14 protein-coding genes and 1 pseudogene are annotated in these 20,930 nt (G+C 46.5%); 1 reads left to right on the top strand and 14 read right to left on the bottom strand.

The window, feature by feature from the left end; genetic code table 11:
• Positions 1-52 precede the first annotated feature (52 nt).
• Entirely contained in the window at positions 53-1,336 is a 1,284-nt protein-coding gene (locus tag ABNK31_RS16855) for a replication-associated recombination protein A (RefSeq protein WP_418893585.1), read from the top strand.
• A gap of 31 nt (positions 1,337-1,367) precedes the next feature.
• Here ABNK31_RS16855 and ABNK31_RS16860 read toward each other — a convergent pair whose 3' ends face one another.
• The 14 genes and pseudogenes from ABNK31_RS16860 to ABNK31_RS16925 form a co-directional block, all read right to left on the bottom strand.
• Complete coding sequence (locus ABNK31_RS16860; RefSeq protein WP_418893586.1) at positions 1,368-4,112, bottom strand: putative LPS assembly protein LptD; 2,745 nt, start codon at positions 4,110-4,112, stop codon at positions 1,368-1,370.
• Between the two features lie 96 nt (positions 4,113-4,208).
• Positions 4,209-5,513, bottom strand: a complete 1,305-nt coding sequence (thrC, locus tag ABNK31_RS16865; RefSeq protein WP_418893587.1) for a threonine synthase — start codon at positions 5,511-5,513, stop codon at positions 4,209-4,211.
• A complete protein-coding gene (locus ABNK31_RS16870) occupies positions 5,510-6,721 on the bottom strand; it encodes a cofactor-independent phosphoglycerate mutase (protein ID WP_418893588.1) in 1,212 nt (403 codons plus the stop codon). Before ABNK31_RS16870 ends, thrC begins: the two co-directional genes overlap by 4 nt.
• A 71-nt stretch (positions 6,722-6,792) precedes the next feature.
• Complete coding sequence (gene thrA / locus ABNK31_RS16875) at positions 6,793-9,237, bottom strand: bifunctional aspartate kinase/homoserine dehydrogenase I (protein WP_418893589.1); 2,445 nt, start codon at positions 9,235-9,237, stop codon at positions 6,793-6,795.
• Positions 9,238-9,526: 289 nt separating this feature from the next.
• Positions 9,527-9,721: a hypothetical protein gene (locus ABNK31_RS16880; protein WP_418893590.1), complete on the bottom strand. Its 195-nt coding sequence runs from the start codon at positions 9,719-9,721 to the stop codon at positions 9,527-9,529.
• A 22-nt stretch (positions 9,722-9,743) separates the two neighbouring features.
• Positions 9,744-10,457 (bottom strand): hypothetical protein, encoded by a 714-nt coding sequence (locus ABNK31_RS16885; protein WP_418893591.1) that lies wholly within the window; start codon positions 10,455-10,457, stop codon positions 9,744-9,746.
• Positions 10,458-10,507: 50 nt separating this feature from the next.
• On the bottom strand, positions 10,508-11,044 hold the full coding sequence (locus ABNK31_RS16890) for a hypothetical protein (protein WP_418893592.1): 537 nt from the start codon (positions 11,042-11,044) through the stop codon (positions 10,508-10,510).
• 187 nt (positions 11,045-11,231) lie between these two features.
• Positions 11,232-11,663 carry a hypothetical protein gene (locus ABNK31_RS16895; RefSeq protein WP_418893593.1) on the bottom strand — a complete coding sequence of 144 codons (432 nt, stop codon included), beginning with the start codon at positions 11,661-11,663 and terminating at the stop codon, positions 11,232-11,234.
• Positions 11,664-11,682: 19 nt separating this feature from the next.
• A complete protein-coding gene (locus ABNK31_RS16900) occupies positions 11,683-13,164 on the bottom strand; it encodes a hypothetical protein (RefSeq protein ID WP_418893594.1) in 1,482 nt (493 codons plus the stop codon).
• 15 nt (positions 13,165-13,179) lie between these two features.
• On the bottom strand, positions 13,180-13,623 hold the full coding sequence (locus tag ABNK31_RS16905; protein ID WP_418893595.1) for a hypothetical protein: 444 nt from the start codon (positions 13,621-13,623) through the stop codon (positions 13,180-13,182).
• A gap of 46 nt (positions 13,624-13,669) precedes the next feature.
• The gene (locus ABNK31_RS16910; RefSeq protein WP_418893596.1) at positions 13,670-14,116 is read right to left on the bottom strand and encodes a hypothetical protein; all 447 of its coding nucleotides are present in this window, start codon (positions 14,114-14,116) and stop codon (positions 13,670-13,672) included.
• A gap of 15 nt (positions 14,117-14,131) precedes the next feature.
• A complete protein-coding gene (locus ABNK31_RS16915; protein WP_418893597.1) occupies positions 14,132-14,575 on the bottom strand; it encodes a hypothetical protein in 444 nt (147 codons plus the stop codon).
• A 2-nt stretch (positions 14,576-14,577) separates the two neighbouring features.
• Positions 14,578-15,696, bottom strand: a pseudogene (locus ABNK31_RS16920) (RHS repeat-associated core domain-containing protein); the annotation flags it as partial.
• A 99-nt stretch (positions 15,697-15,795) separates the two neighbouring features.
• Positions 15,796-20,868, bottom strand: a complete 5,073-nt coding sequence (locus ABNK31_RS16925; RefSeq protein ID WP_418893598.1) for an FG-GAP-like repeat-containing protein — start codon at positions 20,866-20,868, stop codon at positions 15,796-15,798.
• Positions 20,869-20,930: the final 62 nt, after the last annotated feature.

The raw sequence follows: 20,930 nt of genomic DNA on the forward strand, positions 1-20,930 counted from the left end.
TTTGCTCTTTGAACGAAATTCCCGTATATTTGTGTCATAAATTATAGAGAATATGAATCCACCTTTAGCAGAGCGGTTACGTCCGCAGAATTTGGACGAGTATATCGGCCAGACGCATCTGGTCGGCAAGGGGGCTGTATTGCGTAAAATGATCGATGCCGGACGAGTTCCTTCCATTATTTTCTGGGGCCCGCCGGGTGTCGGAAAAACCACGCTTGCCAACATTATCGCCAACACGGTGAAGGCGCCTTTTTACAGAATGAGTGCGATCAATTCCGGCGTGAAGGATGTGCGCGAGGTGATTGAAAAGGCCAAAAACAACCGCTTTTTCGAAGCGGCTTCCCCCATTCTGTTTATCGACGAAATACACCGCTTCAGCAAGTCGCAACAAGACTCGTTGCTCAGCGCGGTGGAGACGGGTGCCATCACGCTGATAGGAGCGACTACCGAAAATCCTTCTTTCGAAGTGATCCGCCCGTTGTTGTCGCGTTGCCAGGTGTATGTGCTGAAGCCGATGGAGAAGAAAGACCTGCAACGCTTGCTCGACCGGGCGCTGAGTGAAGATATCGTTTTGAAAGAAAAGCATATCGAGGTGAAGGAAACGGGCGCTCTGTTCCGTTTTTCAGGAGGGGACGCCCGTAAATTGCTGAACATCCTCGACCTGATTGTTTCGGCCGAAGTAACCGAACCGATCGTCATCACCGATAAGCGTGTGACGGAGCGGTTGCAGGAAAATCCGGCAGCCTACGATAAAGGTGGTGAGATGCACTACGATATTATTTCGGCTTTTATTAAATCCATTCGGGGGAGCGATCCCGATGCGGCGATTTATTGGTTGGCGCGGATGGTTGCCGGAGGCGAAGATCCGAAGTTCATCGCCCGTAGGCTGGTGATCTCCGCGGCGGAGGATATCGGGCTGGCCAATCCGAACGCGTTACTGTTGGCGAACGCCTGTTTCGACACGCTGCAAAAAATCGGCTGGCCCGAAGGGCGCATCGTTTTGGCCGAAACAACGGTTTATCTGGCCACCTCGCCCAAAAGCAATTCGGCCTATCTATCCATCGATAAAGCCATCGCCCTCGTCGGGGAAACGGGCAATCTGCCGGTGCCGTTGCATTTGCGGAATGCCCCTACGGCATTGATGAAAGAACTCGATTACGGCAAGAGTTACCAATATGCCCACGATTTCGAAAATAACTTTGTTCAACAGGAATACCTGCCGCGGGAAGTAAAAGGCAAACGGTTCTGGGAGCCGCAGCAGAATGCCGCGGAGACAAAACTCGCCGAGTGGATGAAACGGCTTTGGGGTGATAAAAAGGATCGGGAGACAAAGTGACAAGGGGATGGCTTGAAAGGGTTGTTTCTTCTTAATACCAATCCATAGAGCGGTCGTAAGGAGAGTTGCGTTGCTCGTACTTCAAATCTTGCAACAACGAAGCGTTGGCTCGGATGGTGAAATTGTACGATTTATATAATCCGATCGGGATAAAGCTTGCCGACATGCTCCAGCAGTGCAGGTTGCGCGTAACCGTACAATTGACGCTGGTGAATTTATTCAGGTCGAAGTTATAATCGGTGTTGAATGTGAAGTTCCAGTTCTTGGTCGGTTGTATCGATCCGCTCAGGCCGAAATTGTGCGTAAGCCGTCCTTTATATTCGAGCTTCGACTTATCGAAGTCTCCATAACTGTAACGCAGGGAATAGTTGAAAGACAGGTTCCACACTACTTGGTTCTTCAGATAACCGTCTTCGTCCAATTCCCCCAAATCGTTGTCGGCATTATCGAAAACGCTTTTCTTTTCGGGAGTTTCATACGGATTTTCGCCGATCGTGCCATCGTCCGGTAATTGGCTTTCTAACTCGCGTTGGCGTTCCTCTTCGCTTTTTCCATCGTCTTCATCCTCTTTGCCGAACAACTTCTTAAACGTGTCCTGGTTCACCGAATAGGAGAAAGAGGTGCCCGTGCTGTACAACTTTCCGAACCCTTTTCCGTTGAGAATGCGAAGCTTGTCGACTTTCCGGGGATTGTTGTTTTCATCGAGTTCATAGAGATATGGATCCCACGTGGCATTCAAGCTGAGCGTGTACGATTTGGATAGTTTCAGGCGGATGTTCGAGTTGATCATACTCCATTTCATCGAGTCGGCCATCATGTTATAGCTGAAGTTGATGCCCAAGTCGTCGATAAGACTCACCTTCCGCACACCCGTCGAGTCCTTGTCGCTGCGGACTTTCATTTCGAGGTTGTTCTTGAAATCGAAGCCGAGACTTCCGCTTTTTCCCGAAGGCGCCGTACCGAACATCATCGAAGAATACGGGGAGTAGGTGTATACCATGTCTTTGCCATACTCGTCACGATAACTATACGTTTCGTAGAAGCCGTACTCCGGGGTACTGAAATCGGGGCGGTAGCTCAAACTGATGCTGGGCGTAAAGACGTGGCGGATGGCTTGCACTTTATCGCCGAAAACCTTCCATGGAATGTACGTGCCATATAGTTTGGTACTCGCGCTGAGAGAGGTACTGTAGTCATATATCCGTTTGAACCCGCGGACGGTATCGACTACTTCATGCGTTTTCGTAACCGGGTTCCAAGCCTTCTTCTCTCCGCCGGTGTACCATCGTTCGTTATAGGTTATCGACGGCGATATTTGAATGTAATCGAAGAGCGAGAAGGTCGCGCTCACCGGAATGTTGTGCTTGATGCCGTTGGTCCAGTCGTTGATAAGATTCGAGTTGAAGAAACGGTCTTCTTTGGTTTGAATCGAGTTACGGAATTCCCCCGAGTAACTCATCGATATCTTTTCATACCACCGTTCCGATCCTACGGCATTTTTGCGTTTGAACGGATAGATACGGCTCATCGAAGCGGTCAGGTTCGGAAGGGTGGCCGATATCGTCGAATCGCTCGACACCTGGTTGATATTCATCGTGGCGGACATGCTCCACGGTGACTCGGGGAAGCGTTGCGTAATGCTCACGCTCGAACTCTTGGTGTTGTTGGCCGATTGTCTCGAATACAGGTCTTGGATATTGTTGTGGTTGTATCGGCTGGTCGAAAAGTTGACGCTTGCCGACACGGTACGGTACATGTTCGATTTCGGATCTTGTGTGTGGGTCCAGCTTATGCGGAAGTCTGTCGATTCGGAATAGGCGCCCGGAATATCCTTCAGGTCTTTATCGCCTAATACGGTATTTAAGTAATAGAGGTTGAAACTTCCCGAATACTTATAGCGTTTCCGGTAGTTCGACCGTGCGCCGAGGCCCCAAGTCCCTTTCGTATAAATTTCGCCCGTGATGGCCATGTCGATGTAGTCGTTTATGGCCAAATAATAGCCGCCGTTTTGCAGGTAGAATCCCCGTTGCATTTCGTCGCCGTAGCTGGGCATGATAATCCCCGACGAATATTTTTTTGTAAAGGGGAAGAAGGCGAAAGGCAAGACGATCGGAAACAGGGGTACGTCGGCCACCACGAGCCAAGCGGGCCCTGTGACCACATCTTTTTCGGGGCGCACCTTCGCCCGGGACAGATTCAGGTAGAAGTGCGGGTGATCGTGGTGATCGCACGTGGTATATTTGGCGTTGCGCATATAAAACGAATTGTCGGCATTCTTTTTGGCATCATTCGCCACAATATGCCCCTCGCCTTGCTGTGTGACCACATTGGAGATAAAGGCTTTCTTCGTCTTGAAGTTGTAACGCACCTTTTTCATTTCGTATTCGGAGCCGCTTTCGGTGAAAACCGGGTATCCGAATTCCTTTCCTATCGAATCGAGCCCGAACGTGGAATAAATGACGCTGCTGTCGAGGTCGGTGGTGATGTATTCGCCTTTGATGCTTAAATCGCCGTATTTTACATCGGCCTCTCCATAAAGGTAACCCATATTGTCGCCGGTAAAGATCATGGAGTCTTTGGCGGTATAATGCACCGCCTCTTCGAGAGTTTCCTTTTTTGGGGCGAGGCTATCGGTTGCGAGCGTGTCGGGCCGGAGAACCGAGTCGTTGGGTTGAGACAACGAATCACCTCTCTCCGTCCTTATTTGAGAATAAGAATATTGAGGAATCAGCGTAATCGCCAGAAAAATAACTATGCTTGCTACCAGATGCTTCATTCAAACAGACCCGTCGCGTGCGGTTTTCGACCGCAAAACTACTCAATTATGCGGGAATAACGGGTCAAAAATACGAAAATAAACTATAAGAAGTCTCTAAGAGAGCCGGATTAATGTTTTTTTAAATTCTTCGAAGTCCGACGAAAGCGGTTGCGACTGTTTTTTTCGATGCATGAATGCCCTTAAAGCCGGGGGGATGTCGACGCTTTTGTCGAGGCACTCTTCCACGGTTTCCCTAAACTTGGCCGGATGCGCCGTACCTAAAAAAATGCCGGTTTCCCCCGGAGACAGCCCGTCTTTTAAAGATCGATAAGCGCAGGCCGCATGCGGATCGAGCACATAACCCGTTTGTTGATACACCGTACGGATGGTTTTGCGGATGGTGTCGTCGGTATGCCATTGTCCCGACAAGTCGGCGACGATGCGGGCGTGGTCGCGTCCGTATACGTCGAGGATACGGTCGAAGTTGCTTGGATTGCCCACGTCCATGGCGTTGGCAATCGTGGTTACCGATGCATGGGGCGCGTATTGACCGCTGTAAAGGTAGTCGAAGAACACATGATTGCGGTTGTTGGCGGCAATAAATCGTTTCACCGGCAGCCCCATGTGTTTGGCGAAGATCCCCGCGGTGAGGTTGCCCAGGTTGCCACTTGGTACGGAGAATACCATTTCGCCGGCTTTGCCTTTCCTTGCCAGTTGCGCGTAAGCGTGGAAATAGTAAAAGGATTGTGGTAGAAAGCGGGCTACATTAATCGAATTGGCCGATGTCAGGAACATCTGCGAAGTCAGTTCTTTATCCATGAAAGCTGATTTGACCAACGCTTGGCAGTCATCGAACGTGCCCTCGATTTCGAGCGCCGTGATGTTCTGCCCCAGGGTTGTGAACTGTGCTTCCTGTATGGGGCTCACCTTTCCCGAGGGATATAATACGACGACTTCGATGCCTTTTACGCCCAGAAATCCGTTGGCCACCGCACTTCCGGTATCGCCGGAGGTGGCAACGAGTACGACCACGTTCTCTTGGTTACGCTCTTGTACGAAATAAGACAACATCCGGGCCATAAAGCGCGCCCCTACATCTTTAAAGGCAAACGTCGGGCCGTGAAAAAGCTCTAGTGCATAGATCCCGTCTTCGATCTCAACCAAAGGAATCTCGAAGTTCAAGGCATCGGCGACGATCGCGTCGAGATTCTCCTTTGGAATATCGTTCCCGAAAAACGATTGAGCGACCGTTTGAGCGATTTCCGTTAATCCCATCTCGCCGATATGCTCAAAAAACGCTTGCGGCAGTAAAGGGATTTGTTCCGGCATATACAGGCCTTTATCGGGGGCCAATCCCTTTACCACGGCTTCCTGTAGCGATGCCGGAGAAGCCTTGTGATTCGTACTGTAATAGTTCATCGTAAAGAAAAGATTGTTTTCATAAATTCATCTCCTTTAAGAAGACCGAACGCTCCCTTGCGGGCCGAGAATTCATCATACGCCTGCACACTATCGGGTTGCATACCCCGGTGGTAGACGACAAAAGGCACCGCATCGCGTGTGTGGGTGCGCAGGAGGCAAGGGGTCGGGTGGTCGGGCAGTACCGAGATCACCACTGTGTCGTCCATCTTTTCCGTTGCCTCGTAAATCGGCTTCAACACCTTCGCGTCGATATCTTCGATCGTCTGTACCTTCAACGGCGCATTGCCTTCGTGTCCGGCTTCGTCGGGCGCTTCGATGTGAAGATACACGAAGTCTTTTTCCTGCAACTGCTTCAGCGCCGCCTCGGCTTTTCCGGCGTAGTTCGTGTCGTAGAGGCCGGTGGCTCCTTCTACATGCACCGTTTCGAGTCCCGCATACACTCCGATACCCATGATGAGGTCTACTGCCGAGATGACAGCCCCGCTACGGATAGGAAACATCTCGTTCAGCGGCTTCATCGTAGGGTGCATACCCGGCGACCAGGGCCAGATACTGTTCGCCGGATCTTTTCCTTTTTGTATACGTTTACGATTGATGGGATGATCTTTCAATAATTGTTGTGAAGCGAGGATCAGGCTGTTCAATTTCTCCGCCGTGGCTTTTGCTTCATCATTTTCGGGTTGTATCAGCAAGGGACGGAAAGGATGTCCCGGCACATCATGCGGAGGCGTGCAGCGCAGGTGCTTATTGCCATTCTTCATTTTCAACAAGTTCCGGTAAGAAACCCCGGGATAAAAGCGCACCGAATCGTTTCCCAGCCGTTCGTTGAGGAAAGCGATCAGTTCGGTGGCTTCGGCGGTAGAGATATGTCCGGCCGAGTGATTCTTCAGCACTTCGTCTTCGATGCATACCAAGTTACACCGCATGGCCATTTCGTCGGGAAGAATATCTACCCCCATGCTGGCCGCTTCGAGCACGCCGCGCCCCTCGTATACTTTCGGCACATCGTATCCCATGACGGCCATGTTGGCAATCTCGCTGCCCGGCGAAAAACCTTCGGGAATCGTGTCCAAAAGGCCGTTCATACCCTTGCGCGCCAGCAAGTCCATGTAAGGAGTCCGGGCTGCCTGCAAAGGGGTTTTGTTTCCCAATTCCGGAATAGGCTCATCCGCCATGCCGTCGCCTAAAATAATGATATATTTCATAATCTGCTAATTTGCCAATTTGCTAATTTGCTAATCTACTAATCTACTAATCTACTAATTTGCTAATTAATTTATCGTATATTCGCAATCGAGATAATGTCGGAGAACACCCCTGCGGCGGTAACGCTCGCCCCGGCGCCGTATCCTTTAATGATCATCGGGTATTCGTAATAGCGCTCGGTGGTGATCATCACGATGTTATTGCTCCCTTCCAGATGATAGAAAGGATGTCCTTTCTCCACTTGCCGCAAACCCACTTCGCACTCTCCGTTATTGTAGGTGGCAACGAAGCGCAGTTTCTTCCCGGTTTTGGCTAACTCCTGACGGCGTGTTTCAAAGACCGCATCCATCTCGGGAATCTTCTCCCAAAATTCGTCGAGCGACCCTTCAAAATACGCTTCCGGAATGAACAGGTTCTTTTTCACATCGGACTGTTCCACGGGCGTTCCTGCTTCTCGGGAGAGGATGACCAGCTTGCGGATCACATCCAGCCCGCTCAGGTCGATGCGCGGGTCGGGTTCGGCGAACCCCACGTCAACAGCCATCTTGATGGCTTTACTCAACGGGATGTCTTCCCTAAGGGTGTTAAAGATGAAATTCAGCGTTCCCGAAAGCACGGCCTCCAGTTTCACGATTTTGTCGCCCGAGTGAATGAGCGAATTCATCGTGTTGATGATCGGTAGCCCTGCCCCTACATTCGTGCCGAAAAGAAATTTGACCCCTGTTTTCCGGGCGGTTTCCTTCAGGCGATGGTAATTGGCGTAATCCGACGAGGCCGCAATCTTATTGGCGGTGACAATCGACACGTTTTTCGACATCAGTTCCTCGTAAAGGACGGCGATCTGAGGACTGGCGGTGCAATCGACAAACACAGCGTTGAAGATGTTCATCTCGACAATCTTGTCGCGTATGATTTCGGGCGAACTGGCTATCCCGTTCGTCATGAGGTTATCGAAATAATTTTCCAGCGAAATGCCGTCGCGGCAGAAGAGCGCTTTGCGGCGGTTGGAGATGCCGACGATGTTTATTTTGAGTTTGTTTCGTTCCTCCAACGTATGTTTCTGCTGTTGTATCTGCGTCAGTAACTTGCCGCCGACCGTGCCGATACCGGTCACGAAAAGATTGAGCTCTTGATAGGGCGATAGGAAGAAAGAATCGTGAATGACATTGAGCGCCTTTTTCAGATCGCTTTTCGAAATCACGCACGAGATGTTGGTTTCGCCCGCGCCTTGCGCCAGAGATACGATATTGATGCCGCTTCGTCCGAGGGTTCCGAAGAACTTGGCCGCGATGCCCGGCACGTGACGCATGTTTTGTCCCACAATAGCGATGGTGGCCAAATTATACTCGACGAGAATATCGTTGATACTCCCGAGCTCGATTTCTTTGGCGAATTCTTCCCGAAGGACTTTTTGCGCCAGCGGAGCATCCATTGTCCGCACACCGATAGAGGTGCTGCTTTCGGACGACGCCTGTGAAACGATAAAAACGCTGATGCCATTATCCGCCAGTGAGGAGAAAATGCGTTTGTTCACGCCGATGACCCCTACCATTCCCAATCCTTGTATGGTGATAAGCGCGGTGTCGTCGATGGACGAAATACCTTTGATGATTTTGCCGTTGCCTCCCGTTTGAATATCTCGGATCAGCGTTCCCTCCGATGCCGGATTGAATGTATTCTTTACATGAATCGAAATGTTTTTGTGGTAAACGGGGAAGATCGTGGGAGGATAAATAACCTTTGCGCCGAAGTTGCATAACTCGATCGCCTCCGTGAAAGAGAGCTCTTCAATGACGTAAGCCGATTTGATGATTTTCGGGTCGGCCGTCATAAATCCGTCGACATCCGTCCATATTTCCAACACCGAAGCATCCATTGCGGCGGCGATGATAGCTGCCGTATAATCCGATCCGCCGCGTCCCAGATTCGTAATATCGTCGCCGTCTTTACTCATCGAAATAAATCCCGGCACAATTGCGATCCGGTCGAAAGGATCCTCTTCGAAGGTCTTTCGGATGAGTTCGTTTGAATAGGATATGTCGGGGATATGTTTATTGAAGAGTTGGGTGGTTTTGATAAACGACGTGGCATCGTAAAGCTGTGCGCCCTCTATCGCTTTACTGATGATATAAGAAGAAAGCCGTTCTCCGTAACTGATGATCTTGTCGGAGGTCTTTTGCGACAGGTCCCCGATAAGGAAGACCCCGCGCAAAATGTTGCGCAGCTCTTCAAATAATAATTGAGTCTTTTGAACAACGTCCTCTTTTTCGGACGAAGGCGGAATGACCTCTTCGATTAGTGTTTCGTGCCTTACGATGATTTCGTCGAGCAAAGTTTTATACCCCGCATTGGATTTTAAGGCGAAATCTGCCGCCAGCAGTAACCGGTCGGTTATTCCCTGCAAGGCGGATACCACTACTATTACCCGGCCCCTCTCGGCCTGTATGATTTTTTTTACTGATTGTAAACTCTCGGGTGTTCCTACGGACGACCCTCCAAATTTCAAGACTTTCATCGTGTGAAAAAATTAATTCCGTTTATCGACAAACGGTGTAAAAGTTAAAATAAAAAATGGAAAAAGAAGAGACTGCTAAGCGTTTTTGCCCGCGAAAAAAAGTACGAATACTTCTCGGAAGCGTGAAGAATGTATCAGATAACCCCCCAAGGGGTCATCATCGAGAGGAGTGTGAGTGTATATTTTTTGTTTGAAATAATCATTAAAAATGCATTACTTGCACGCAAAGATAGTAAAACAAGTGGAAAAAATAGCAATATGTGTAAAATAAATGGATTTTTTTTCATTTTCATGATCTTGATGATTCCTGTATTTGATTTTTGAAGTCTGGCGAAGTTCCCGGGTTATAAGTTTCCACGCTGTCTACCATCAACGAGATATTTAATGCGTTGACACCCGCCTTTACGGCGGCGCTGAACTGCGCCTGCAACGAGCATACGGTCATTGCAAGCAGCAGTGTGATAAAAATACTCTTCCGTTTCATCTTACTGTCCGGTCAATAGCGATTACCAAGTACGAAAGCTCAGGAAGGCCGTTAGCATCAGGTTGGAAACATTCATAGGCTCGTCGAACTTGGCCGTTTGGCCTTCTACTTTCACTGAGTTGACGCTTCCAACGGTATAGGAGAGTTTTAGCCCCACTCCGGCCTTGGTGCTCAACTTATACTCGCCTGCCAGCCCTGCGTTGAAGCCAACCGTAGTAGCATTGGCGTTTACGATACGGCCGTCAAGGTCCATCTCATCCATATAGAACAAAGGGCCTAAAGCCAGAGAGCTAACCAGCAGGAATTTGGAAGATTCGGTACGGGCGACAAAAGCCGGGCCGACAAAGAGCATATTCTGCGTTTCCTTATAATTCGTAATATTACGGTCTCCGTCTTGAAACTCCACGGTTATATCGTCTCCCGATACTTTTCCGCTACAATAGTTGGCGTTCAGACCTAATCCCCAGCCTTGCTTGAAGAAATATTGTGCGTCGGCATCCAGGTTGAAAGCGTTACGCAACTGTTTGGAAAGATCATCGAGCTTGGCATCACCTGTTTTTTGTACTTTTCCTAGCCGGTAAGCATATCCTCCGCCCACAGCCACGCGCCAGTCGTGGTGTTTAAGGGGTTCTCCATATTGCTTTTCGTACTCCGGATTATCCTGAGACGTTACTTGTGAAAGGGCCGGCAAAGCGAGGCTCCCAGCCAATAGAACTGTCCATACAAATTGTTTCATCTTGAAAATAATTAAATGTTTTAAGAATGTGCTGTTTTAAAATGAACGGTTTATTGATTCTTGTCTTTCTTAGCAATCTCCACGACCCTCAAAGGTTCCGTCCGAACATTGGAAGCCTTGTCGATGATGACGAAGTGCGGCTTAAGGGTTTCTTCATCCGTTTCGGGCATGATCACATACGTTTTCCCCTTTTCAGCGGGGAAGGTGATCTTGTAATGGGTGTGGGGATTGTTGGATTCGGCTATCGAAGCGCCGATCACGCCGAACATGGCGCCGGCCATAGCCGAACCATCGTTCCACTTGCAGAAGTGGCGGATCTCCACCATTGTTTCCCCCGGCTTCACTTCCGTATGCTTGGGATAGCCTTTCATAAAGCTGCCCACCGTCAGCGAATCCACTTTCACCAGCAACGCCTGCTCCGTGGTATTGCGTTTTTTGACTTTCAGTTTATGGGTGCCGCCCTCGATCCGAGCCGTTTCGTCCTCTTGCAGCTTACCGCCCGAATACCCTTTGGAACTGCCGCACCCGGGCAGTATCATCGCCGCCACAAGCAGGGCGGACAAAAGAATAAAAAAATGTCGTTTCATTGTTGTGTAATTTAATTTGTGAATGATGTTGTTATAAAATCTTCCGAAAGTTTATTCTCCCGGAAGATTGTGAATAATTTTTTTAATTTTCTAGATTCTCTATTTTTTTCTTTCAGGACAAACCATTGATCTTAAATGAATAAATACAAAACCGTCGTAATAGGAAATAGGCATTATCCGAAACGTTTCATTTTACTTTATTCCCCTTTATAAATGATACGTCACGGGGAACGGCACCGGTACCGGCAGGTTTAAAATCTAAACGCTTTACTTCCCTTTTAAATTTCCGCCTTTGTGTCAATCCGCCGTATATTTCCAACAAATACGAGTCTTGTTCTTTATATAAAGAGTCCCCAATAGCAAGATGAATATCCCTATTTCCGATTAAGTACCATTCATTATTGATTCTATAGTACTTATCTTCAGAAGTAGTGTAAATATGTTCTATCCGTCCGTCTAATTCTACCTTATAAAATTTACGGTTGGGAATTAGTTCACTAATAACAACAACCATTATAAGGCATAATGCAGAAATTATGAATAATAGGAGCATTACAACTTTAGCTTTAAATGGAAAATATATAACTTCATTTCCTATATTTCTGAGCTTTTCTATCATATTTTAAATGTTTGTTGTATCACCAAAAGAAAGAAAACGGATGACGTATATAAGGGATAGCGCCCCCTTTCGTAGTTCCAACTCCAGCAGAATAACCTGTTCCAATACCAATTCCGAAATCTTTACTTAGTAAATAGTTCTCATTTGCATCTTTACTCAGTGATAATGAGACTCCTATAACTTCCCAATCGAATTCAGCCCCATAAGACTCCCCATAGAAGCTTCGTTCGAAATCAAACTCGTCAACAGGGCCAATGTAAGACGACGTTCCCATATTGAAAGATGCACCGGCATGTACGCCTCCCCGGCCCTTAAAAGTTGAATATAAATAATACTTCCCGGCATCTTGGCCCCTTAAAGGTAAAGCCACCCCTAAATCAAGCCCGGTGCCTGCACCAACTACTCCAACTCCGGAAACATTTATATAAACGACATCCGGTATAAAAACCCTTGCAATATCCGAATTCCACATTTGATGGAATGTTTGAGTTACATTTTCTACTGTTTGATGTAATTGCCTTGCCCTGTTCATTGCCTCTAAAGCTGCTTTTTCAGGTTTATTATTATCATTACGGGGATAATATACATGGTTATTTCCATTTTGATTATATCCCATTCCCCAGCTATGGTTGCTACTATAACCAACCATAGGTTGAGGTTGACCGGATTTTCCGGCTGATATGCCGCCATGCATTCCCGACCCATCGGTATTCGAACCGAAATGAAGCACAACTTCGTCCGGCGTACCCCAATCGAGGGGATTCCATATCCATTTTAACGGGTTCCCTTGATCTTCTTTAGGAGCTTTATCATGAGCTGTCTTAAGATAGAAAAAGCCAACGATAATACCAATGACGACTAAAGGATTTCCGCCGTCTCTGTCAATATATACCAACGGATTATTCATTGCATAAGTATATCGGTTATAATTTTGCGAGGATAACGAATTTTGTATATACGGGTCGGGAACAAAGAACCTTCCCCAAGCATCATAGCTTAACTCCTGTTTCAAAGAACCGTTGGCATTCGCAATGTGCGTAATACTGCCCAGATAATCCCTGCAAATGTAGTAAATTTTCCATACATTCGCTTCTTTTACATATACTGCGGGTGCGGAATAGGCATCTCCTCCTAAATAAGGCCGTTCGGTATTCGTTTCGGCATCCAACTCATATTGTCCACCGATGTAATAGCGGGTCAGTAGGGCATTGTTACTTTGCGTCACCTGCATCTTCACCCGGTCGCCTGCCGCATTGTATAGGAAAGCCACGGTAATCCCGTTTTCCGAAATGCTGTTCGGCCGCTGGAAAGAGGTATAGGTAACGGTTTGCTCCCTCTCCGGTACCGCATCGCCTGTGGGGGTGAGCATCGTGACTTGATACGGCTTTGCCGTATTGCCGTAGTCCATTGTTCCGACACCGCCCATGGAGGTGATATTGCCGTTGTCGGCATAGGTTTTGTCAAACTCTTTTGAAAACGTTTTAGCTAGTTGAATTTTCATAATTATCTAAATATCTCAATTTTCCTTCTCACAAAAGAAGGCATGGATATCTTTATAAAATGCCTCTTTATTAAAATCTTTAATCGTCTTTGGACAAACAATATTTTTGAGAGTGGAAAGAATCGCCGTTCCAATAATTCTAAATCCTTCTTCTTCGTTACTCTTATAAAATTCCTCAAAATTCAATTTTAGTTGAACATCAAATCTTTTATAGATAGTAACCGGAATACCCTCCACAATTACATCCTTATTTATTACATAAGTCGGTCTGTTGACTTTAAAGAATGAATCATATTTTGGATGGACGCAAATTATATGAATGGCATATTTTACTATATCTTCTCCATAAAAATTGGTGCCCAAGGCTGTCATTAACCTTGTTTCTAGTAAAGCAATTTCATTATCTTTTGTTGTCTTCTTAAATTCCCCTGACAATATTATTGGTAATACAATTTCCATAATCCTCTAAATATTTTATTTCCTGCCGGTAATTTCCTGTCCCAATTTAGATCAAATTTTCTTGCTCAAAGAAGCAATTTAAATCATGGAAAAATTGTTCTCTATCAAAATCTTTTATTTTAGCAGGATACTTTAAATCTCTTATGGTTGTAATAATTTCATTGGCAACCATCTTAAGTCCATTTTCTTTGTCACTTTTAAAAAAATCCTCAAAATTTAATTTGATATCCAGAGAAAAAGTCTTATATATATTGACATCAAATCCCTCGAGTTTAATATTTTTATTCTCCACATATGAAGGCCTTTTAGGTTTAAAAAAAGGATCAAAGTTCGGATGTACACAAATAATGCCGATAAGATAATCAACAACAGAGTGTCCATAGTCATTCTTTTCCAAGGATGATTGCAATTTAATCTCCAATTCTTCTATATCAGAATCTTTTGTCGTCTTGTCAAACTCTTTTGAAAACGTTTTAGCTAGTTGAATTTTCATAATTATCTAAATATCTCAATTTTCCTTCTCACAAAAGAAGGCATGGATATCTTTATAAAATGCCTCTTTATTAAAATCTTTAATCGTCTTTGGATAAACAATATTTTTGAGAGTGAAAAGAATCGCCGTTCCAATAATTCTAAATCCTTCTTCTTCGTTACTCTTATAAAATTCCTCAAAATCCAATTTTATTTTGACATCAAACCTTTTATAGATAGTAACCGGAATACCCTCCACTATTACGTCCTTATTTATTACATAAGTCGGTCTGTTGACTTTGAAAAATGAATCATATTTTGGATGGACACAAATTATATGAATGGCATATTCTGCAATGTCTTCTCCATAAAAGCGAGAATTTACAAAACTCATTAACTTTTTCTCTAATCCCGCGATTTCAAGAGTTTTTGTTGTCTTCTTAAATTCCCCTGATAAAACTTTTGGTAATACAATTTCCATAATCATCTAAATATTTTATTTCCTGCCGGTAATTGTCCGTGTTCAAAGTAATAACCGTATATCATAATCTTTTCCTGAATTTTTATTTCTATCTGGTTCCCGTAATAAATAGGAAGCATATCAACTCCGATTTTATTCAAATAATCTTCTGAATATCTATTTTTTCCTCGAGTTGTTTCTCCATATTTCCAAACATCTCCTTGATTCAAATATCTCACTCCTCCATGGACATCGGGATAATACCCCGAGTTCCTGGCTTGCAGTTCATACACAAATCCCTGTTTAAGAGATAATTTTTTTTGAGCCCAATGAGCAATTTCCCGGGTTTGCTTTTCGATTAAATATTGATTGTCATAAGCAAACTTAAAAGTCGCTGCGGTATAAGCTGCTGGTATTGCAACGTCGTTAATTACACCAACACCTGTGAAATCATCGGAGAGCGTAATTAATGATGGAGCAGCATACGAATAAGCACTGAAGTCCCACTTCTTTTTCGCATTATTAATGGACTTCTCCGCGTTTTGTTTTGCACCTTGATGAGAATAATCCCGGTTACTTATTTGTCCTCCACCTCCGGCTTTCGTAGTCCACTGAAAACTCCAATCACTAGCAGCACCGGGACCTCCAACAGAAAGAGCTACCCCTCCCCAGGAATTATTTATTCCAAAAGTATATCCGATAGTTCCGGGATTTAAAAATCCATAAGCTGCCGTATATCCTACGAAAGCTCCAAAACCCACCCCCAGATAAGTCATAGGGTCTTTCCAATTCCAGGCAAGGGGATTTAATTCTCCCTTATTAGATGAAAGTCCTCCTAAATATGCTCCTAAAAGGGCGCCTCCGATTAATAGGAGTAAAGATTCTCCATCCTGATCGATATATACCAACGGATTATTCATCGCATAAGTATATCGATTATAATTTTGCGAGAATAACGGATTTTGTATATACGGGTCGGGAGCAAGGAACCTTCCCAACGCCGCATCATACAGCCGGGCATTCATGTTTATTAATCCGAACCAGGCCAAATGCTCATGTCCCGTATAACCTCTGCCAAGGAATAGTGCTGGCTCGCTGCCCGGTGCATAAGCAACCTGCGTGGCCGGATCCCGTAACCTTCCCCAAGCGTCGTAGCTTAACTCCTGTTTCGCAACTACGTTGCAGAATTCCTCCTCGCTCGGTAAAGCCTAAGCAAGCTTGGCTCTACACTCACTCGTTCGTCATTTCAAAGAACCGTCGGCATTCGCAATGTGCGTGATACTGCCCAGATAATCCCTGCAAATGTAGTAAATTTTCCATACATTCGCTTCTTTTACATATACTGCGGGTGCGGAATAGGCATCTCCTCCTAAATAAAGCCGTTCGGTATTCGTTTCGGCATCCAACTCATATTGTCCTCCGATATAATAGCGTGTCAGTAAGGCATTGTTACTTTGTGTAACCTGCATCTTCGCCCGGTCGCCTGCCGCAGTGTACGTAAATGCCGCTTTATAATTGTTTTCGGTCAGCGTATTCGGACGTTGGAACGAAGTATACGTAACGGTTTGTTCCCTCTCCGGTACGGCGTCGCCCGTGGGCGTGAGCATCGTTACCTGATACGGTTTATCGGTATTACCATATTCCATTGTTCCCACGTCACCCATCGAGGTGATATTGCCGTTGGCGGCATAGGTAATGCCCTTGCCGGCGGCATTGGTCAGCCGGTTCAGGTTGTCGTAACCGAAGGTTTCCGTGATGTTACGCGTAATGTCGGTTCGGCTCTTCAGGTTGCCTTTCGCCACATCGAAATCATACGTAAAGCTTTGGACAGTTCCCGCCGTCCTGCCCGTAGGCATGCCATACGCTGTATAACTATAGGTACGGTTCATCGGGCCGGTTACGGCTTTGGTAGGTTGCCCGAGCGCATTCTCTTCGGTCAACTTCCAAATAGAGGTAGTGCCGAATTTGATTTCGGTATTATGCCCGTTGGCATACGCGAACTGTTCGGTGCCGATCGCCCCGCTTTGCGAAGAGTATTTTACCGCCGCCACATTCCCGCCCGAATACGTGTAATCCTTTTGCAGGTACTTGCTGTCGGGAACAGATTCTCTTTCCGTCAGCGGACGGTCGTAGGTATCATAAGAGAATGTGTTGGACGTGCCGTTCGTAGAAGTCTCTGCTGTTAATAGGCCATCGGTATTATACGCGTAGGTTGTACTGAACTCAGGCCTTGCCACATCCGTTATCCTTCCGTACTTGTCATAGGTGGAAGTAACGGTTTTACCGTTGGCATCCGTCACCTTACGGGTGAGCGTTCCGTCAGCAGCATAGGAATCGCTAAACGACTGCGTCCCGGCGCTGGGATCGGCGATGGAGGTCTGCCGGCCATAGGCGTCATACCCGAAAGAAGTTACCACGTCCCCCGGAGCCGTGACGGATGACGGTTGCCCGTCGGGGCGCAAGGCATAGGCGATGGTTCCTCCCGGGTCGGCAACACTTGTCAAGGCTCCCGAAGCATCGACCGTTTTGGTAGTGGCGATACCGTTCTTGGTTTCGGTCGTGCTCAATTTGTCGTAACTCCACGTGGTAGTCTTACCCGAGGCTTCCGTCAAAGAGGCCGGGCGATTGTAGTTGTCATAGGCATACGTGTTCCAGTACGAAGCGGAACTGCCCTTAAAGGGCAGGGATACTTTTTCAAGCCTCCCCTTACTGTCGTACGTTTTATCCACAAACTGCCATTGTCCGTCGAATCGCTGGCTGCCCGTACGTATCTCACGGCCTAAGGCATCGTAATGCACCACGGTAGCCGGTTGCCCGGTTGCAGTGGTGGTGACGGTGTATAATCCCGAACCGCCCCAGGCGAGCGCCGTGTTTTCCGTGATCCCTTCGGGATGGACTACCGATATCAATTGTCCCCATGCATCGTAATTACGGGTGGTCACGCGCCCTTTATGGTCGGTGACGGTCTTGGGATTTCCGTATTTGTCGTAGCCGGCATAGGTTGTCACCTGCTCCAGGGCATTGGTTACCGAGGCAAGGTACCTGCCGGATGAATCATACGTGTATGTTTTGCCCAGGAAAGCAGTTACATTATATGGCGCCGATTTTTCTGTCGTTACATTCCCGTTGGCATCATACGTCCACCGGGTTTCACCGGTTTTCTGATTACCGCTTGTGCCGGTATAGGTCATACGGGTTGCAGGCAACCGGGTGGTATTATAGGTGATCACTTCCTTATTGATCCACGAAGCGCTGCCCCGGGTGTCGGTAACGGTCTTCGTGAGCGGCTGCCCAATCAAATAGCGGGCGGAAGTAACCAAGTTATCGTACGTTTGCGTTGTTGCGCTTGTGATTCCCGTACCCGAACCAATGTTTTGCGTTATTTTTGTCGGATTGTTATAGCTGTCATACTGGTAACTTACCGAGGTATAAACGCCGGTGAGCTTATCGGTTTCGGAAGCCGATGTCATCCGGGGATTACACTTTTTGTTACTTCCTTCATTGCGGGAATAGGAATAGTTGGCCGTCTTGTAAGGAGAGTCTGTTTTGGTTGTTACCCCGAACAATTCCGGGTTGCGCTCTTCTTCCGTAGCGATATTTTCTACAGATTCGATCGTCCTGACTTTCTCGAACCCGCAAAAGCCCAATCCCGTTTTGTGCGCTACGGCGCCATACCAAGTGTAGTAATATTGCTTTACCGCCGTATAGTCGTCCTTGTAGATGTTCGTTGTACGCAGCAGGTTCAACGGGGCTATCAACGAAATATAAGGATAATAGCGGTTTGTGGAAGTGGTCATGTAATTCTCGTTCTCCGTCATATCGCTATAATCGTTTACATATCTTATCCCGTAGCTGTCGGTAAGCGTGGTAAGCAATTTGTCCTTGGCCTCGTCTTTGGTAAACCGGTAACAATTGACATACGCACTTTCAATAGTAATGAAATGGCTGGCATTGCGGAACTCGACCACATTGGCCGGCAGTATCTTCGCGCTTGCGGAAACGGTTACACTGCTTCCGGTAGCGGCGCCCTGTATCACACCATCTTTATTGAGGAAAGGTTGCACCCGGTTGTTTTTCAACTGCACCAGGTCGCTCTTGCCGTCGCCGTTGACATCCATTAGATAATAAGTTTCACCGGATGCCTTATTAATCATGGTCCGGCTTTCTTTTAGGTGTTTTTTGCCGGTAGAGAAGTACACTGTCCAAGAACTACCGCTTGTCGGAGGGATAAGAATATCCGCTTTTCCGTCACCATTCATATCACCAATGAGTTCATCCTTATCAAAATCAGACCTTGATAATGAACTGCTAAATGGAAGAGATACAAAACTATTGCCATTGAAAGCATAAACCTTGAATCCGGAAGAGGAGGCATAGCAAAGTTCTGTTTTCCCATCACCGTTCACATCGAATGTATGCGTATATTGCCCGTCGGAAAATCCGAAAGAAAACAGATTTGCCTCATAAATCCTTGACCCTGTATTCAAATCGATTAACGAAAAACGGGAAGTACGGTCGTTGTTTTTCATGTCCTTGTTATGGGAAATGGCCAGTAATTGTGTTTTCCCATCTCCTTTAAAGTCCCCGAAGAAATATTCCCGGGACATGGGGCTATAGCTTTTCCGCCCATCGTCGTAATACTCTCCCACGCTTACGTTAAAAGAGCGGGAAGTAATGCTGCCGGTGGAGGCCGAATAGACCGTTATTTTCAATATGGTGGTACCGGCCGACGTATTAACACCGTTGAAATTGATTTTTACGATTTCATCCACCCCATCGCCATTCACATCAACCGCCTGGATGGTTTGGAACCCGTCTTCCGCCTTGATCGTTTGCATATCGCTTATAAAGGAAACTCCCGGAGCGATCAGGATGGATTGGTCGGGGCTGCAGTTACTTCCATATATTTTATGATTATATACAAAAGGCCACTTCTTCACTTTGTGCGTGCCTACCTGCGTATACGGACTGTAATTTCCGGGAAAAGTAACCAACCCGTCGTTGAACCGGTTTTTAATGAATTTTCCGCGTACAAATACCGGTTTAGCCTCCGGTTTAAAATAAGATTCAAGAAATTTACCCGTTTCTTTTACCAAGCTGCCTTGAGATCCCGCATAATAATATTCATAGGCAAACTGCAAGGGATTCAAAGACGAAGAACCTGTTTTGCAATCTATTTGAGTCAATTGCTGCACGTTATTGAGTATATGTGTAAGGGTATAAGTCCTTAATTCCGATGTACCGTTCACGGAATTGTAGGAAACGATGCTCTTTAAAAGCTTGTTTGCTGAAACCGCGACTCCACCGGTATACACAGGGGTGAAATCGGTACGCGCAACATAGTTGAAACGTATTTCCGCCAAATGCGTAGCCTGTGTTTTCCCGCCGTATTTGATTTTGGAAACATAATAGTTGTTTCCCGACTCTATGTATTCAAAGTTGATTAAATATCCTTTAAAGTCTTTTATTTCGGTAAGCGGGTAGACATGCTTTGTGGAAGTATTGTTTTTTAACCCGAATGTCGCTATCCGCCCATCGGGATAGGCAACGGTAAAATAGGCGATGTTTGAGCCGGACAAGTGCTTTTTAACCAGTACAAATCCTTGAGCCGTTTCATACTGATATTCCGTCAGGCTGCCGGTGTTGGATACTAACCGGGTGCCGTCTAAATAAAATGAGCATTCAGTCGGTTTGGCCAAGTCGAGAGGGGCAGCGACACCGTCGTAATAGATGGATTTGCCGGCGACGGTAATAGCAGATAACCCGGAAAGGTTCCACCCGTAACCGGCTACTCCATTACCGGATTGGCTATTATATGCCAATGCTATTTGAGGCGCCGAAGATGCGACAGGGGCTGTTGGTATAGGCACTGTGTAAGTTTTGCCACCGGATGAGGTAACTCCTTCCGAAAAATTGATTGCCCCGACGGTATTTTGTTGATTGATAGACAATACTGTAGCCGATCGCGTAGTCATCAACCGTTGCCCGGAGGTTGATTTGTTCTTCAAAAGCTTGCCGACATCCGTCAGGAATACCGGGCCTTCATTTTTAACATTATCCAAAACAAAACCTTTATAACGGCGATGATAAATAGTATCACCGGGGGCTAAAATTTCTGCTTCGATCGTATATTCTAACGTATCGGTTTCTTCATTTATCAAGGGTTGGCTGCCCGACAATTGTACACCGCCATTTTTGTATAATGCTGCCGTGTCACCGGCTATTTGAGAATAGACCTTGTCTGCCGGAAAAACACCCGCTGTAATCACAAAAAAGCACAAGGCTCGTAAATAAAGTGTGTAAAATGTTTTCATATTTGTACATTTAGTAATTCTACAATTTCATGATTTCATCCGATAGCTGTCGGATTCCAATC

This window comes from Limibacterium fermenti (assembly GCF_041902845.1).
Lineage (GTDB): Bacteria > Bacteroidota > Bacteroidia > Bacteroidales > Dysgonomonadaceae > Limibacterium > Limibacterium fermenti.

Bases quoted from the DNA above. Each gene is read 5' to 3' on its own strand.
- ABNK31_RS16855 (WP_418893585.1), top strand. From the start codon at position 53: ATGAATCCACCTTTAGCAGAGCGGTTACGTCCGCAGAATTTGGACGAG.
- ABNK31_RS16860 (WP_418893586.1), bottom strand. From the start codon at position 4,112: ATGAAGCATCTGGTAGCAAGCATAGTTATTTTTCTGGCGATTACGCTG.
- thrC (WP_418893587.1), bottom strand. From the start codon at position 5,513: ATGAACTATTACAGTACGAATCACAAGGCTTCTCCGGCATCGCTACAG.
- ABNK31_RS16870 (WP_418893588.1), bottom strand. From the start codon at position 6,721: ATGAAATATATCATTATTTTAGGCGACGGCATGGCGGATGAGCCTATT.
- thrA (WP_418893589.1), bottom strand. From the start codon at position 9,237: ATGAAAGTCTTGAAATTTGGAGGGTCGTCCGTAGGAACACCCGAGAGT.
- ABNK31_RS16880 (WP_418893590.1), bottom strand. From the start codon at position 9,721: ATGAAACGGAAGAGTATTTTTATCACACTGCTGCTTGCAATGACCGTA.
- ABNK31_RS16885 (WP_418893591.1), bottom strand. From the start codon at position 10,457: ATGAAACAATTTGTATGGACAGTTCTATTGGCTGGGAGCCTCGCTTTG.
- ABNK31_RS16890 (WP_418893592.1), bottom strand. From the start codon at position 11,044: ATGAAACGACATTTTTTTATTCTTTTGTCCGCCCTGCTTGTGGCGGCG.
- ABNK31_RS16895 (WP_418893593.1), bottom strand. From the start codon at position 11,663: ATGATAGAAAAGCTCAGAAATATAGGAAATGAAGTTATATATTTTCCA.
- ABNK31_RS16900 (WP_418893594.1), bottom strand. From the start codon at position 13,164: ATGAAAATTCAACTAGCTAAAACGTTTTCAAAAGAGTTTGACAAAACC.
- ABNK31_RS16905 (WP_418893595.1), bottom strand. From the start codon at position 13,623: ATGGAAATTGTATTACCAATAATATTGTCAGGGGAATTTAAGAAGACA.
- ABNK31_RS16910 (WP_418893596.1), bottom strand. From the start codon at position 14,116: ATGAAAATTCAACTAGCTAAAACGTTTTCAAAAGAGTTTGACAAGACG.
- ABNK31_RS16915 (WP_418893597.1), bottom strand. From the start codon at position 14,575: ATGGAAATTGTATTACCAAAAGTTTTATCAGGGGAATTTAAGAAGACA.
- ABNK31_RS16925 (WP_418893598.1), bottom strand. From the start codon at position 20,868: ATGAAAACATTTTACACACTTTATTTACGAGCCTTGTGCTTTTTTGTG.